Origin of the sequence: Actinomadura roseirufa, from assembly GCF_900659635.1 — a bacterium.
Taxonomy (GTDB): domain Bacteria; phylum Actinomycetota; class Actinomycetes; order Streptosporangiales; family Streptosporangiaceae; genus Spirillospora; species Spirillospora roseirufa.
On sequence record NZ_CAACVB010000186.1, the window covers coordinates 1 to 15,686 of the forward strand.

The window sequence follows — 15,686 nt, forward strand, 5'->3', positions numbered from 1 at the left end:
CCAGCGCGGCGCCCGAGAGGCCGAGGGCGGCGGCCCCGCCCAGCGCGGCCGCGCCGAGGATCGTGTTCTGGCGCCTGATCCGGGCCGGGATCCGCGCGTACGGCAGGGTCGAGAACGACACCAGCTCGTAGCGGGAGACGTACCGGCCCGCGAGCCGCCGCTCCAGGGCGTGCGTCACCGCCTGCTTGGCGCGGTACACCGGCGAGGACACGCGGTCGCGCATCTCGACGAAGTTGTCGAGCGCCATCTCGGCGATCGCGTCGGTGTTGGCCTTGCGCCGCTCCTGGTACAGCTCCAGGGCGCGCGGCCACCGGCCGCCCGCCTCGTCCAGGCAGCGGTCGATCTCGATGCAGTCCTCGAAGGCGCAGTTGGCGCCCTGCCCGAAGAACGGCACGATCGCGTGCGCGGCGTCGCCGAGCAGGCCCACGACCGCGCCCTCTCCCCGCCGCACCCAGGGCCAGCACCGGACGGTGACCAGCGAGCCCACCGGGTTCTGCCGGAAGTCGTCGGCCAGTCCGGGCATCAGGCCCGCGACGTCGGGGTAGTGCCGGGCGAAGTGCGCGGTGACCTTCTCCGGCGTGTCCAGCGCGGCGAAGTCGGCCTTCGGCCAGAACAGCGTGCACGTGAACGACCGGTCGAGGTTCGGCAGCGCGATCATCATCGCGGTGCCGTGCGGCCAGATGTGCAGCGCGTCCGGGTCGAGCGCGAACTCCCCGTCCCGTGGCGGGACGGTCAGCTCCTTGTAGCCGTGCTCCAGGAAGTCGGTGTCGCCGTCCAGGTTCGTGGACGAGCGGACGGCGCTGTAGGCGCCGTCACCGGCCAGGACGACGTCCGCGGGCTCGGTGGTGATCCGCCCCTCGCCGTCCTCCAGGAGCAGGGCACCGGCCTTGGCGTCGACGCCGGTGACGCGCTGCGCGAAGCGGAGCTTGACCCCGGGCGTGGCCTCGGCCGCCCGCAGCAGTGACTCGTTCAGCCCGGAGCGGCTGATGGAGTTGATGGCGCGCGCGCCGTCGGCGCTGTAGGGCTGGAAGTTGGGCCGGCCGCCCGGCGGGTGCACCATCCGGCCGTGCATGGGCAGCGCCTGCTCCAGAGACTGGTCGCGCAGGCCGACCTGCTCCAGCGCCGCGAGACCGCGCGCGGAGATGGCCAGGTTGATCGAGCGGCCGCGCTCGGCCCCGGCGACGCGGGGGTCGGGACGCCGCTCGTACACGGTCACCTCGATGCCGCGGCGGCCGAGCAGCACCGCCAGGAGGCTTCCCGCCAGGCCCGCTCCGACGATCGCGACGCGCTCGTCCCGCGCCCCGGCCTTCCCGGACGCCGTGTTCTCGGACGCCGTGTTCTCAGGCGTCATGGGCGGACCCCTCGCCCGCGCCGGTGCCCGGCCCGCCGCCGTCGTCGTCATCATCGTCTCGGCCGGGCATGGGGAGCGACTCGGTCTGCGAGCGGACCTCCCACAGGTCGGGGAAGGCGGGGGCGAACAGCGTGGAGCGCAGATAGTCGGCGCCGGCGGACCCGCCGGTGCCGAGCTTGGCGCCGATGGTCCGCTCTACCATCTTCAGGTGCCGGTACCGCCATTCCTGGACGCCCTCGTCCACGTCGACCAGGGCCTCGCACACCTCCGCCGCGGGCCCGCTCTCGTCGGCGTAGACGGCCAGCAGCGCCTTCTGGACACCCGGGTCGGGCTCCCACGGGCGCGAGGTGTCGCGCTCGAGGGCCGCCGCCGGGACGGGCAGCCCGCGCCCGGCCAGGTAGCGCAGCAGCGAGTCGAACAGCGACGGCCGCGCGACGGCCGCCCGGAGCCGCTCGTCGTCGCGCAGGTCGGACGCGGGGAAGCCGCGCCGGCCGAGCACCGCCTCCAGCTCGCGGAACTGCTCGCTCTGGAACCCGCTGGAGGTGCCGAGGGAGTCGCGGAACGAGGCGAACTGCCGGGGCGTCATGGTCTCCAGCACGTCCAGCTGCCCGACCACGGTCTTGAGGATCTTGGCGATCCGGCGGGCGGTGTGCAGCGCCCCGGCGCTGTTGCCGTCCTCGAGCCGGCGCTGCAGCAGCGCGGCCTCGTGCAGGATCTGCTTGAACCACAGCTCGTACACCTGGTGGATGATCACGAACAGCAGCTCGTCATGCGCCCGCGTCATCGGTTCCTGACACGACAGCAGCCTGTCGAGCCGCAGGTAGCCGCCGTACGTCATCGTCGGCGAATCCGCCATTCTCGCCTCCTCGCGACACAACGGATGTGACCCGCAGCATATTGGATCGATTCCCCCAGGCAGGGTGGAGGGGGAAGTGGGACGTACAAATCAGGCAGGGGGGCGGCCGGCGGGCTCAGTCGAGGTCGCCGGCGGCGGCGCGGACCGAGCGCAGCGCGGTGGTGATCTCCGCGGCGCGCTCGGCGGGCAGGCCGGCGATGCCGAAGCCGGTGTCGTTGAGCGCGGCGGTGGCCCGCTCGGCGAGGTCGCGCCCGGCCGGGGTGATGCCGGCGAGGACGACGCGGCGGTCCCGCGGTGACGGGCTGCGGCCGACGAGGCCGCGTTCCTCCAGCCGGCCGATCACGTTGGTGACCGAGGCGGGGTGGACCATGAGCCGGGCGCCCATCTTGCCCATCGGGAGGCTGCCGGTGCGGGTGAAGGCCAGCAGGCGCAGCGCCTCGTAGGCCGCGAAGGTCAGCCCGAACGGCTTGAGGGCGGCCTCGACGCGGCTCAGCAGCAGCTGCTGGGCGCGCATGACCGAGGTGACGGCGGCCATGTGGTCGGCGTGCTCGGGCCAGCGGGCGCTCCACTGGCGATGGGCCTCGGCGATGGGATCGAGGACGTCGGGGTGGTCGGGGTTCTGCACCGCCCCACCGTAGGACACCTGGCTGGTCTTGACCGGATCGCGCACGGAAACTATTTTAACTTCCAAATATTGGATGTCCAAGAGTTGGGGTGGCAGACGTGACGGGTTCCGGCGGAGACCTCCACGTGCCGGTGCATCCGGTGCGGTTCGTAACGGCGGCGGCCCTGTTCGACGGGCACGACGCCGCCATCAACATCATGCGGCGGATCCTGCAGGCCCAGGGCGCCGAGGTCGTGCACCTGGGGCACGACCGCTCCGTCCGCGAGGTCGTGGACGCCGTCCTGGAGGAGGACGCGCAGGGCGTGGCCATCAGCTCGTACCAGGGCGGCCACGTGGAGTACTTCGAGTACCTCGCGCGCAGCCTGAAGGAGGCCGGCGCCGAGCACGTCCGCGTGTTCGGCGGGGGCGGCGGCGTCATCGTGCACGAGGAGATCGCCCGGCTCTCGGAGGCCGGCGTGCGGATCTTCTCGCCGGAGGACGGCCAGCGGCTCGGCCTGCCCGGCATGATCAACGAGCTGGTCCGCGACTGCGACGCCGACCTGGCCGCCGAGCCCGCCGCCGCCGACGCGGTGCTCGCCGGCGACCGCCGCGCCCTGGCCCGGACGATCACCTGCCTGCAGGCCGGGGCGCTGCCGGACGCCGACCGGGCCGCGCTCGCCGAGGCCGCCGGCCGGCGCCGCGTCCCGGTGCTCGGCATCACCGGCACCGGCGGGTCCGGCAAGTCCTCGCTGACCGACGAGCTCGTGCGCCGGCTGCGCGCCGATCAGCAGGACAAGCTGCGCGTGGCCGTGCTGGCGGTCGACCCGACCCGGCGCCGCGGCGGCGGCGCGCTGCTCGGCGACCGGATCCGGATGAACGCCCTGGACGGCGACCACGTCTTCTTCCGGTCGCTGGCCACCCGCGGCGCCCGCGAGCTGCCCGAGAACATCGACGACATCGTCACCGCCTGCAAGGCCGCCGGGTACGACCTGGTCGTCCTGGAGACCCCCGGCATCGGGCAGGGCGACGCCGCGATCGTGCCGCTGGTGGACGTGTCGCTGTACGTGATGACGCCCGAGTTCGGCGCCGCGTCCCAGCTCGAGAAGATCGACATGCTCGACTTCGCGGACGTGGTGGCGATCAACAAGTTCGAGCGGCGCGGCGCCGCCGACGCGCTGCGGGACGTGTCCCGCCAGCTCGTCCGCAACCGGGAGGCGTTCGGGCGGCGGCCCGAGGAGATGCCCGTGTTCGGCACCAGCGCCGCCACCTTCAACGACGACGGCGTGACCGCGCTCTACCAGCACCTCGGCGAGCTGCTCGCCGAGCACGGCCTGACGCTGGAGCCCGGTACCCTGCCCGCCGCGGACACCAAGATCTCCACCGGTGCCGCCACGGTCATCCCGCCCGCGCGCGTCCGCTATCTGTCCGACATCTCCGACACGGTGCGCGGCTATCACGCCACCACGGCCCGGCAGGTCGAGGCGGTCCGCCGGGTCCAGCGGCTGGACGAGGTCCGCGCCGAGCTGACCGACGCCACCGAGGTCGAGGGCCTGCTGGAGCGGGCCCGCCGGGACGTCGACCCCGCCGACGCCGAGCTGGTCGCGGGCTGGCCCGCCGTCGTGGAGGCCTACTCCGGCGACGAGCAGGTCGTGCGGATCCGCGACAAGGAGCTGCGGACGAAGCTGACCCGCGAGTCGCTGTCGGGCAGCCGCGTCCCGCGCGTCGCGCTGCCCCGCTACACCGACCACGGCGAGCTGCTCCGCTTCCTCCGCGCGGAGAACCTGCCGGGGCGGTTCCCCTTCACCGCGGGCGTCTTCCCCTTCAAGCGCGACAACGAGGACCCGGCGCGGATGTTCGCCGGGGAGGGCGACCCCTTCCGCACCAACCGGCGCTTCAAGCTCCTGTCGGAGGGCCAGCCCGCGACCCGCCTGTCCACCGCGTTCGACTCGGTCACCCTGTACGGGCGCGACCCGGACGAGCGCCCCGACGTCTACGGCAAGGTCGGCACGTCCGGCGTGTCGATCGCGACGCTGGAGGACATGAAGGCCCTCTACGACGGGTTCGACCTGTCCTCGCCGACCACGTCGGTGTCGATGACCATCAACGGGCCCGCGCCGACGATCCTGGCGTTCTTCCTCAACACCGCCATCGACCAGGGGATCGAGGCGTTCCGCGCCGAGCACGGCCGCGAGCCGTCCGACGACGAGGCCGCCGAGGTGCGCGCGCGTGTGCTGTCCACCGTGCGCGGCACCGTCCAGGCGGACATCCTCAAGGAGGACCAGGGCCAGAACACCTGCATCTTCTCCACCGAGTTCTCACTGCGGATGATGGGCGACATCCAGGAATGGTTCATCGCCAACGCCGTCCGCAACTTCTACTCGGTGTCCATCTCCGGCTACCACATCGCCGAGGCCGGGGCGAACCCCATCAGCCAGCTCGCGTTCACGCTGGCCAACGGGTTCACCTACGTGGAGTCCTACCTGGCGCGCGGCATGGACGTGAACGACTTCGCGCCCAACCTGTCGTTCTTCTTCTCCAACGGCATGGACCCCGAGTACAACGTCCTGGGGCGCGTGGCCCGGCGCATCTGGGCCGTGGCCATGCGGGACCGGTACGGCGCCAACGAGCGCAGCCAGAAGCTCAAGTACCACGTGCAGACCTCCGGCCGCTCGCTGCACGCGCAGGAGATGCACTTCAACGACATCCGCACCACGCTCCAGGCCCTCATCGCCATCTACGACAACTGCAACAGCCTGCACACCAACGCCTACGACGAGGCCGTCACCACGCCCACGGCCGAGTCGGTGCGGCGGGCCCTGGCGATCCAGCTGATCATCAACCGGGAGTGGGGCCTGGCGATGAACGAGAACCCGCTGCAGGGGTCGTTCATCATCGACGAGCTCACCGACCTGGTCGAGGAGGCCGTCCTGGCGGAGTTCGACCGCATCAGCGAGCGCGGCGGCGTCCTCGGCGCGATGGAGACCGGCTACCAGCGCGGCCGCATCCAGGACGAGTCGATGCTGTACGAGCAGCGCAAGCACGACGGCACCCTGCCGATCATCGGCGTGAACACCTTCCGCGACCCGGGCGCCGGCAACGGCACGCCCGCGACGATCGAGCTGGCCCGCGCCACCGAGGGGGAGAAGCAGTCCCAGCTCGACCGGGTCCGCGCCTACCAGGTGTCGCACCGCGACGACGCGCAGGAGGCGCTCGCCGCGCTCAAGGAGGCGGCCCGCTCCGGCGAGAACGTGTTCGCGGTCCTGATGGACGCGGCGCGGGTGTGCAGCCTCCAGCAGATCACCGACGCGTTCTTCGAGGTCGGCGGCCAGTACCGCCGCAACGTATGACGACCGCTCCCGGCGGCGCCGCCCCCGGCGGCACCGACGACACCGGCGCCCCGGTCCCCGTCCCGGACCGGGTGCGCCGGGTGGTGTCGCTCGTCCCGTCGCTGACCGAGACGGTCGCGGTGACCGCGCCGGAGCTGCTCGTGGGCGCGACGGACTGGTGCACCCACCCGGAGGGGCTCGACGTGCCGCGCGTGCGGGGCACCAAGAACCCCGACCTGGACGCGATCGCGCGGCTGCGCCCCGACGTGGTCGTCGGCGACGCCGAGGAGAACCGGCCCGCCGACGTCGCGGCGCTGCGCGCGGCGGGCGTCCCGGTCTGGATGACCAGGATCCGCACGGTGGACGGGGCGCTGCGGTCGCTGCGCCGCATGCTCGCCGGGGCGTGCCGCGTCCCGGCCCCCGGCTGGCTCGGCGACGCGGCCCGCGCCTGGTCGGAGACGGTCCCCGGAGCGTCCCGCGCGGCCGTCGTGCCGGTCTGGCGGCGGCCGTGGATGGTCGCGGGCCGCGACACCTTCACCGGCGACGTCCTGTCCCGGCTCGGCGTCGCCAACGTCTACGCGGGACACCCGGAGCGCTACCCCAAGATCCCCCTGGCGGAGCTGAACGCCGCCGGGGCCGACCTGGTCGTCCTGCCCGACGAGCCGTACCGCTTCACCGCCGAGGACGGCCCGGAGGCGTTCCCCGACCTGGAGGCCGCGCTCGTCGACGGCCGCTATCTCACCTGGTACGGCCCGTCACTGGTGGACGCCCCGGTGGTACTGGCCCGCCAGCTCGCCGCCGCCCGCAAGCCGGGACCCGCCGCATAGCCGCGCCCGGCCCCTGGTCACGACCCGCCGTCCGGCCTGGGCCTAGGGCCTGGTCAGGGCTCTCCGCTCAAGGACGGTCAGCTGCTCAGGCGGGGCCCTCCGTCTCGTCAGGGTCCGCCGGTTGACGGGGGACCGCCGGCCCGGGGCCCGGGGCGGGTGAGCGGGCGAACATGGCGTCCAGGCAGCGCGCCATCCGCCCGTCCAGCTCCTCCACGGGCACGTCGATCTCCCGCGCCAGGTGCTCGCGCAGCAGCGTGTAACCGTAGATCGTGGACGCCAGCGCCGCCTGGACGGCCTCGACGTCGTCGACCGGCAGCTCCCCGCGCGCGGCGTCCGCGGCGAGCGCGCGGCGGCCCTCCCCGCGGTTGGGCAGGACCCTCGGCCGGTCGTCGCCGTCCAGCACCAGCAGCGTCGCCAGCATGATCGGCTCGGGGTCGCGCAGGCTCGTCCAGAACAGCCGGGACAGCCGCTTGCGCAGCGGCAGCCCGTCCGACTCGGCGGCGTCGTCGGCGTGCGGCCGGGACCGGTGGAACAGCGCCGAGCGCAGCAGGGCCCGCCGCGACCCGAAGTACTGGTAGACCAGCCCCCGGTTGGCGCCCGCCGCGTCGGCGACCTCGCGCAGGTTGAGGCCGGCGAGGACGCCGCGGCGGCGCAGCAGCGCGATCGCCGCCGCGCGCAGCGCCTCCTCGGTCGCCTCCCGGTCGCGTGCCCGGCCCTCCCCGGCCGTCCGCGGGCTGGTCACCGTCGCCTCCGATCGCGGGCGGGCGCCGCCCGCCGTGCCGCTCAGACCCTCATGTCCTTGGCGATGATCGTCTTCAGGACCTCGCTGGTGCCACCGTAGATGCGCGACACCCGGGCGTCGGCGTAGAGGCGGGCGATCGGGTACTCCAGGATGTAGCCGTAGCCGCCGTGCAGCTGGAGGCACTTGTCGACGACGCGTCCCTGCACCTCGGTGCAGAACAGCTTGGCGACGGCGGCGTCGGCGGGGGTGAGCTCCCCGGCGTCCAGCGCCTCGATGGCGCGGTCCACCAGCGAGCGGGCCGCCTCGACCTCGGCGGCGCACTCGGCGAGCACGAACCTGGTGTTCTGGAACGAGGACACGGGCTTGCCGAACACCGTGCGCTCACGCACGTAGGCGCGGGCGAACTCCACGGCGGCGGCCGCGGACGCGTAGGAGGTCGTCGCGATGCCGAGGCGCTCCTCGGCCAGGTTGTGCGTCAGGTACTCGAAGCCGCGCCCCTCCTCGCCCAGCAGGTCCGCGGCGGGCACCCGGACGTCGGTGAACGACAGCTCGGCGGTGTCGGAGCTGCGCAGCCCGATCTTCTCCAGCCGGCGGCCGACCGCGTAGCCCTCGCTGCGGGCGTCCACCGCGAGGATCGACAGGCCCGCCCGGCGGTCCTCCGGCGGCGCGGGGGAGGTGCGGGCGACCACCAGCACCCGGTCGGCCAGGACGCCGCCGGTGATGAACGTCTTGGCTCCGTTCAGGACGTAGTGGTCGCCGTCCGGGCGCGCCGTGGTCCGCATCCCCGCGAGGTCGGAGCCGGTGCCCGGCTCGGTCATGGCGATGGCCGTCATCATCTCGCCGGACGCGAACGGCGGCAGCCAGCGCTTCTTCTGCTCCGGGGTGCCGTACTTCAGCAGGTAGGGCAGCACCAGGTTCACGTGGACGGTGTGGCCGCCGAAGCTCACCGCGGCCCGCGCGCACTCCTCGGCGATCACCGCCTGGTACCGGAAGCTCGTCTCGCCGGCGCCCCCGTACTCCTCGGGCACCTGGATCCCGAAGACGCCCAGCTCGCCGAGCCGGTGGTAGAAGCCGCGCGGCGGGTGGCCGGCCTTCTCCCACTCGCCGAACACCGGCGCGACCTCGGCGGCGATGAAGGCCCGGATCATCTCCCGGAACGCCTCGTGGTCCTCGTTGAACAGGGTGCGGCGCACGCTGGGCCCCTTCCTCCGCGTGACTAACGGAACGCTAACCTAACCCGAATTACATTCTAGAAGCAACCGACACAAGGGCGGCAATGGCCCTCCGAGCTGCCCGTAATGGCCCGAACAGAACTTAGCGTTCCGTCTAGCGGTCGGCCATGGCTCGCCTCCGCGGGTCGTCCGGGGACAGGTGCGCGGACCATGCCGGGGTGCCGGGCCGGGTGCCATGCGGGACGACTGGGTGGGCCGCCGCGGGCTCTGAGAGGCCCGTGGGCGGGCTCGGGGAGTGGCGTGCGCCGTAGGGAAGTCCGGGTGGGCGGCCCGTGCCGCTACGCGCCCCTCATGGGCGCCGGCCCGGTCTCGCGCCGTGGGGTGCGGCGAGTGAATGTGGGGTGACCCGAAGCGGATCGGCGTGAGATCGAACGGAGATCGGCGCGCGGATCGGCATGGAGATCGACCCCGAGATCGACGCGGAGTTCTCCAGGAGATCGCCACAGTGATCGTGAGAGAATCTCGCGTTTACCGTGCACATCGCGGAGATCACGGGCCCGTGGCCGGCGAAACGAACCGCTGCACGGGATCGCGGCGGGAATGGTTCGGATCGGCGCCGTTTCGGCTCCTGGCCGGAGCAGGCCAACGTTGGGTCTTGTGCTCGCGGCGGGATGTGCGAGGGCCCGTGGGGGCGGCCTCAAGGCCGTACCGCGGGAGGGTCAAGCGGAACCCCCCGGACATGAAAAGCGGCGCCGGGTGGATACGGGGGCAATCCACCCGGCGCCGCATCATCGGTGTTCCGACGGGGGCCCGGAACACCGGCACGGGCGCTCCGACGGGGGACCAGAGCGCCGGTACAAATCGTACACCGAAACCCCCCGCGGTTAGTCAAGAGAATGTCACGACCCGATTTCCGGTCGCTGTCCGGAAACCGGCTTCTGTGCGCGGCTCTCCGGATCGTCGAAGCGCGCGGACGGGGTCGGCTCACGGCCGCCGTTGGCGAAGATGACGCTGATGTAGGGCAGGAACAGCGCGCCGGCCACCAGAATCCCCACGAGCCAGAGCGGGGCGCCGGCCATCGCGGAGAGCACGGCGGCGACGAAGCACCCGGTGCGGATGCCCATGGACAGCAGGTAGCGCCGCTGCCGGTGCCCGATGTCCTCCGACATCGGGCGGGGGGCGTCGGTGACCGTGTACACCTCTGGGCCTCGGTGGTGATTGACCTTCACGTTTCCACGGTAAGCCCAGGGAGTCCGGCAGGCGACAGCAGGTCGTGCCCGAATGGGGAGGAACCAAGATGACCGATCGCACGTACCGGGTGACGGAGATCGTCGGGACCTCGCCGGAGTCCGTCGAGAAGGCGATCCGCAACGCCCTCAGGCGCGCGTCGCAGACGCTCCGCCACCTGGACTGGTTCGAGGTGACGGAGGTCCGGGGCCAGATCGAGGACGGGGAGGTGGCCCACTACCAGGTCGGCCTGAAGGTCGGCTTCCGGCTCGAGGACGGCTGAGCGAGGCCCCGCCCGGCGCCCCCGCGGAGGCGCCGGGCGGGTACCCCGGCCCTCGGCGAGGGCCGGGGATGCCCGGATCCGGTCAGGAGGCCTGGGACACCGTCGACATGTTGAAGTCGCCGATCCGCACGGCCGGCATCGCCGCCCGGGTGAAGTAGTCCGACCACTCGCGCGGCAGGGTGGGGACCGTCCCGCCGACCTCGGCGAGCCGCGACAGCAGGTCGACGGGGCTCTCGTTGAACCGGAAGTTGTTCACGGCCCCGACGACCTCGCCGTCCTCGACGAGGTACACGCCGTCGCGGGTGAGACCGGTCAGCAGCAGGCTCTGCGGGTCGACCTCGCGGATGTACCACAGGCACGTCAGCAGCAGCCCCCGCTCGGTGCGGGCCACCATGTCCTCCAGCGACGCCCCGCCCTCCGGCCCGGTCATGACCAGGTTGTCGACGGCCGGGGTGACCGGCAGCCCGGTCCGCCGCGCCGAGTCCCGGGTCTGGGTGAGCGCGTTCAGCGCGCCGTCGGCGATCCAGTCGGTGGCGCCGAGCGGCAGCCCGTTGTCGAACACCGAGGACTCGCGGCTGGAGGCGTGCGCGATGACGAACGGTGCGCTCTCCAGCCCGGCGGCGGCCGGGTCGCTGGACAGCGTGACGGGCAGGTTCGCGAGCCGCTCCCCGACGCGGGTGCCGCCGCCGGGGGCGCTGAACACCGTCCGGCCGTCCTGGGCGTCCCGCGCGCCCGCCGACCAGTACAGGTAGATCATCAGGTCGGCGACGGCGCTCGGCGGCAGGAGCGTCTCGTAGCGCCCGGCGGGCAGGTCGACGCGCCGCTCGCCCCAGTCCAGGCGGCGGGCGAGGTCGCCGGTCAGCGCCGGGACGTCCAGGTCGGTGAAGTCGCGGGTCCCGGCGCCCGTCCACGCCGAGCCGCCCGCGCCCTTGGCGTTCAACTCCAGCAGCCCCGTCGGCTGGTCGTGGCGCAGCCTCAGCCCCGCCGAGCTGCCGAGGAACGTCGAGGTCAGCATGTGGTTGGCGAACCCGTACAGCCGCCGGTCGGCGGACTGCGCGGCGGCGAACGCCTCGCCGAGCGCGGGCGCGAAGCCCTCGAAGACGCCGATGCCGGTCTCGGCGGGGTCGTCGTCCCACCCGCCGCCCGTGCCGGCCCCAGTCCCGGGCACCAGCGGCGCGGCGTCCTCGGCGGCCTCGTTGCCCGCGGCGTCGGCCTCGGCGGCGCGCACCAGGTCCTCGATCCCGTCGGCGCCGACGGCGGCCCGCGACACCACGCCCGCCGCGACGCCGCCGCCGGTGCGGCGCAGCGCGATGACGGTGAGGCGGCTGGAGCGGGTGACGCCGTTGGTGGTCAGCGTGTTGCCCGCCCAGCGCAGGTTCGCGGTGCTGGACTCGTCGGCGATCACGATGCAGTCGTCGGCGCGCGACAGCTCCAGCGCCCGTTCCACGGCCTCCTGCGGCCTCAGCGATCCGGTCACTGCCCGGCCTCCTTCAGCGCGTTGAGGATGTTGACCCCGCGGAACAGCGCCGACGGGCAGCCGTGGCTGACCGGGGCGACCTGGCCGGGCTGGCCCTTGCCGCAGTTGAACGCCCCGCCCAGCACGTAGGTCTGGGGCCCGCCGACGGCCTCCATGGAGTTCCAGAAGTCGGTGGTGGTGGCCTGGTAGGCCACGTCGCGCAGCTGTCCGGCCAGCCGCCCGTTCTCGATGCGGTAGAAGCGCTGCCCCGTGAACTGGAAGTTGTACCGCTGCATGTCGATCGACCAGCTCTTGTCGCCGACGATGTAGACGCCGCGTTCCACCCCGGAGATCAGCTCGTCGGTGGACGGGCCGTCCTCGGCGGGCCGCAGCGACACGTTCGCCATCCGCTGGATCGGCATGCTGGACGAGGAGTCGGCGAAGGCGCACCCGTTGGAACGGTCGGCGCCGGTGAGCCGGGCGATGCGCCGGTCGGTCTGGTAGCCGGTGAACAGCCCCCCGGAGACGATGTCGAACTCCTGGGTCCGCACGCCCTCGTCGTCGTAGCCGATGGTGGCCAGGCCATGTTCGGCCGTCCGGTCCCCGGTGATGTTCATGACCTTCGACCCGTACCGCAGGGACCCGAGCTTGTCGGGGGTGGCGAAGGAGGTGCCCGCGTAGGCGGCCTCGTAGCCGAGCGCGCGGTCGAGCTCGGTGGCGTGCCCGATGGACTCGTGGATCGTCAGCCAGAGGTTGGACGGGTCGATGACCACGTCGTACGTCCCGGCGTCCACCGACGGGGCGGCGAGCTTCTCGGCCAGCAGCTCGGGGATGCGGGCCAGCTCACCGTCCCAGTCCCAGTGCGGGCCGGTGAGCCACTCCCACCCGTACCCGGCGGGCGGCGCCAGCGTGCGCATGGTGTCGAAGACGCCGTCGGCGATGCCCACGGCGTTGACGACCGGGTGCAGCCGGACGCGCTGCTGGGTGGTGACCGTCCCGGCGAGGTCGGCGAAGAACTTGTTCTCCTTCACCTGCAGCAACGTCGCGTCCACGTGGTCGACGCGGTCGTCGGCGAGCAGCCGGCGGCTCCAGCCGGCCAGCAGCCCGATCTTGTCGCCGGTCGGCACGTCGAACGGGTCGGTCTCGTAGGAGGAGACCCAGGTCCGCTCGCCGTGCACGGGCTCGGGGGCCAGCTCGATCGGCTCGCGGTTGACGGCGCGGGCGACGGCGGCGACCTCGACGGCCTGCGCGGCCACCCGGGCGGCGCCGTCCGGGGTGAGGTCGATGCCCGCGGCGAAGCCCCAGGTGCCGTCCTTGACGACGCGGACCGACAGGCCCAGGTCGTCGGCGTCCAGGGCGGTCTCCAGGGCGGCGTCGTGGAGGCGGAGTGTCTGGCTGCGGATGCGTTCCAGGCGGAAGTCGGCGTGCTCGGCGCCGAGCTCCCGGGCCCGGCTCAGCGCCGCGTCGGCCAGCGCGCGCAGCGGCAGCGCGGTGAAGGCGGGATCGATGTCATGCACCCTTGGCAACCTACCCGCCGGGCCGGGCGGGCGGCCCGAACAAAACGGGGGGAGGGGATCTTGTCGGAACGGAACATGCTCATGCCGGTCGGGGGCCGCTAGTGTCCCTTGCTGTCGTCGCCGCAGTACGGTTCGTGGGACGACCGGGGCGGGCCGCCGCGGAGCCGGCCCCCCGCACACCAACGAGAGGGTCCCTGATGAGTCGCTCTGTCCTCGTGACCGGGGGTAACCGGGGAATCGGCCTGGCCATCGCGCGTGAGCTCGCCACGGCCGGTGACGCCGTCGCGGTCACCTACCGGTCGGGCGAGCCGCCGGCCGGGCTGTTCGGCGTCCGGTGCGATGTGACCAGCGCCGAGGACGTCGACGCCGCGTTCGGCAAGGTCGAGGCCGAGCAGGGTCCGGTGGAGGTGCTCGTGGCCAACGCCGGGATCACCAAGGACACCCTCCTGGCGATCATGAACGAGGAGTCGTTCACCTCGGTCCTCGACACGAACCTCACCGGCTCCTTCCGGGTCGCCAAGCGCGCCGTGAAGGGCATGATGCGCAAGCGCTCCGGCCGCATCGTGCTGGTGTCGTCGGTGGTCGGGCTGCTCGGCTCGCCGGGACAGTCGAACTACGCGGCGTCCAAGGCGGGCATGGTCGGCTTCGCGCGGTCACTGGCCCGCGAGCTGGGCTCGCGCAACATCACGGTGAACGTGGTCGCGCCCGGGTTCGTCGACACCGACATGACGTCGGTGCTGACCGAGGAGCAGCAGGCGGCCATCACCGCCTCGATCCCGCTCGGCCGCATCGCGCGGCCGGACGAGGTCGCGAAGGCCGTGCGGTTCGTCGCGAGCGAGGACGCCGCCTACATCACCGGGGCCGTGATCCCGGTGGACGGCGGCCTGGGAATGGGGCACTGAGGTCATGGGACTACTCGAAGGCAAGCGGATCCTGGTCACCGGGGTGCTGACCGACAAGTCGATCGGCTTCCACGTGGCGCGCGTCGCGCAGGAGCAGGGCGCCGAGGTGGTGCTGACCGCCTACCCGCGGCCCACGCTGACCGAGCGGACCGCGCGGCGGCTGCCGTCCGGCCCGGACGCGGTGCCGCCGGTGCTGGAGCTCGACGTGACGAACGCCGCGGAGCTGGACGCGCTGGCCGGGAACCTGCGCGACGTGGGCTTCGACCGGCTGGACGGCGTCATGCACGCGATCGCGTTCGCGCCGCAGACGGCGCTCGGCGGCAACTTCCTGGAGACCGGGTGGGACGACGTCGCGACCGCCGTGCACGCCTCCACCTACTCGCTGAAGTCGCTGACGATGGCGTGCCTGCCGCTGATGAAGGAGGGCGGCTCGATCGTCGGCCTCGACTTCGACGCCTCCAAGGCGTGGCCGGTCTACGACTGGATGGGCGTCGCGAAGGCCGGGCTGGAGTCGTGCACCCGCTACCTCGCCAAGTACCTCGGCCCGCAGGGCATCCGGGTCAACCTCGTCGCGGCCGGCCCGCTGGCGACGATGGCGGCCAAGAGCATCCCCGGGTTCGAGGGGACGGTGGAGATGTGGCGGGAGGCCGCCCCGCTCGGCTGGGACACCAGGGACGGCGACCCCACGGCGCGGGCGTGCGTCGCGCTGCTGTCGGACTGGTTCCCCGCGACGACGGGCGCGATCATCCACGTGGACGGCGGCATCCACGCCGTCGGCGGCCCGCCCTCCTGACCCTCCGCCCCGGCGGCCGCCCTTCCGCGACGGCCACCGGCGTTCGGCGCTGACGAGAGGCTCTTCCCACGGGGAAGGGCCTCTCGCCGTGCCAGGCTCCGCCCGGCGACGCCGGGCCGACAGCGGCCCCCCCTTCTCCCGGCGCCGGCCGTCCACGCGCCCCCCCACCCACGACGCCTGGACCTCAGGGCGCCTGGGGCTCGCGTTGCCCGGGTCTCGTGGTGCCTGAGCCTTGCGTTGCCCGAACCTCGCGTTGCCCGAACCTCGCGTTGCCTGGACCTCGTGGCGCCCGAACCCCACGGTGTCCGGGTCTCACGCGTGCCTGGACCTCGCGGAGCCTGGGCCCTATGGCGCCTGGGGCCGCGACGGGTGAGGGGGCTTGCGCGGGGTGTTCGCGGGTGCGGCGCCGGGCCTCGTGAGGTCCGGCGCCGCCTTAGAGCGCGGGGCTCGTCAACGCGCGGGTCTTCACTGCGCGATCAGGCGTGCGAGGCGGGTACGGCGCGGCGGGGCGGTCGTGTCGCGGACGGCGCGGGCCAGCTCGGGCCCGGCGGCCTGCACGACCGACAGGTGCCGCGACGCCAGCCCGAACGCCGTCGCGGCCAGCGGCCGGGACAGCCCGCCGGGCGCCAT

The 15,686-nt window shown here is 73.1% G+C and carries 13 protein-coding genes; 5 read left to right on the plus strand and 8 right to left on the minus strand.

Features of this window, described 5'->3' with window-relative positions:
• The 3 genes from E1291_RS29695 to E1291_RS29705 all read right to left on the minus strand — a co-directional run.
• Window positions 1-1,351: FAD-dependent oxidoreductase (locus E1291_RS29695; RefSeq protein WP_131741384.1), on the minus strand; the 1,351-nt coding region annotated here is incomplete at its 3' end.
• Window positions 1,341-2,207 carry a tryptophan 2,3-dioxygenase gene (locus E1291_RS29700; RefSeq protein WP_131741385.1) on the minus strand — a complete coding sequence of 289 codons (867 nt, stop codon included), beginning with the start codon at window positions 2,205-2,207 and terminating at the stop codon, window positions 1,341-1,343. The genes E1291_RS29695 and E1291_RS29700, both read right to left, overlap by 11 nt.
• 115 nt (window positions 2,208-2,322) lie before the next feature.
• Window positions 2,323-2,850, minus strand: a complete 528-nt coding sequence (locus E1291_RS29705; RefSeq protein WP_131741396.1) for a MarR family winged helix-turn-helix transcriptional regulator — start codon at window positions 2,848-2,850, stop codon at window positions 2,323-2,325.
• Between the two features lie 80 nt (window positions 2,851-2,930).
• On the opposite strand from E1291_RS29705, the gene icmF reads away from it, so the two are divergent.
• Together icmF and E1291_RS29715 are read left to right on the plus strand one after the other, a co-directional pair.
• Entirely contained in the window at window positions 2,931-6,158 is a 3,228-nt protein-coding gene (gene icmF, locus E1291_RS29710; RefSeq protein ID WP_131741386.1) for a fused isobutyryl-CoA mutase/GTPase IcmF, read from the plus strand.
• Window positions 6,155-6,964 carry a helical backbone metal receptor gene (locus E1291_RS29715; protein ID WP_131741387.1) on the plus strand — a complete coding sequence of 270 codons (810 nt, stop codon included), beginning with the start codon at window positions 6,155-6,157 and terminating at the stop codon, window positions 6,962-6,964. The genes icmF and E1291_RS29715 overlap by 4 nt, the downstream gene beginning before the upstream one ends.
• A gap of 85 nt (window positions 6,965-7,049) precedes the next feature.
• On the opposite strand, the gene E1291_RS29720 is transcribed toward E1291_RS29715, so the two are convergent.
• The 3 genes from E1291_RS29720 to E1291_RS29730 form a co-directional block, all read right to left on the minus strand.
• Complete coding sequence (locus E1291_RS29720) at window positions 7,050-7,706, minus strand: TetR/AcrR family transcriptional regulator (protein WP_165495340.1); 657 nt, start codon at window positions 7,704-7,706, stop codon at window positions 7,050-7,052.
• 41 nt (window positions 7,707-7,747) lie between these two features.
• Window positions 7,748-8,899, minus strand: a complete 1,152-nt coding sequence (locus E1291_RS29725) for an acyl-CoA dehydrogenase family protein (RefSeq protein ID WP_131741389.1) — start codon at window positions 8,897-8,899, stop codon at window positions 7,748-7,750.
• An 878-nt stretch (window positions 8,900-9,777) separates the two neighbouring features.
• Window positions 9,778-10,107, minus strand: a complete 330-nt coding sequence (locus tag E1291_RS29730) for a DUF3099 domain-containing protein (protein WP_131741390.1) — start codon at window positions 10,105-10,107, stop codon at window positions 9,778-9,780.
• Between the two features lie 68 nt (window positions 10,108-10,175).
• On the opposite strand from E1291_RS29730, the gene E1291_RS29735 reads away from it, so the two are divergent.
• Window positions 10,176-10,388: a dodecin gene (locus E1291_RS29735; RefSeq protein ID WP_131741391.1), complete on the plus strand. Its 213-nt coding sequence runs from the start codon at window positions 10,176-10,178 to the stop codon at window positions 10,386-10,388.
• Between the two features lie 82 nt (window positions 10,389-10,470).
• Here the strand turns inward: E1291_RS29735 and E1291_RS29740 are convergent, their stop codons facing one another.
• Both E1291_RS29740 and E1291_RS29745 read right to left on the minus strand, forming a co-directional pair.
• On the minus strand, window positions 10,471-11,865 hold the full coding sequence (locus E1291_RS29740) for a metallopeptidase TldD-related protein (RefSeq protein WP_131741392.1): 1,395 nt from the start codon (window positions 11,863-11,865) through the stop codon (window positions 10,471-10,473).
• Window positions 11,862-13,361, minus strand: a complete 1,500-nt coding sequence (locus E1291_RS29745; protein ID WP_131741393.1) for a TldD/PmbA family protein — start codon at window positions 13,359-13,361, stop codon at window positions 11,862-11,864. Before E1291_RS29745 ends, E1291_RS29740 begins: the two co-directional genes overlap by 4 nt.
• A 197-nt stretch (window positions 13,362-13,558) precedes the next feature.
• Between E1291_RS29745 and E1291_RS29750 the strand changes: the two genes are divergently transcribed.
• Together E1291_RS29750 and fabI are read left to right on the plus strand one after the other, a co-directional pair.
• Window positions 13,559-14,263, plus strand: a complete 705-nt coding sequence (locus E1291_RS29750) for a beta-ketoacyl-ACP reductase (RefSeq protein ID WP_131741394.1) — start codon at window positions 13,559-13,561, stop codon at window positions 14,261-14,263.
• A 4-nt stretch (window positions 14,264-14,267) separates the two neighbouring features.
• Window positions 14,268-15,056 (plus strand): enoyl-ACP reductase FabI, encoded by a 789-nt coding sequence (gene fabI / locus E1291_RS29755; RefSeq protein ID WP_131741395.1) that lies wholly within the window; start codon window positions 14,268-14,270, stop codon window positions 15,054-15,056.
• The last annotated feature ends 630 nt before the right edge of the window (window positions 15,057-15,686 follow it).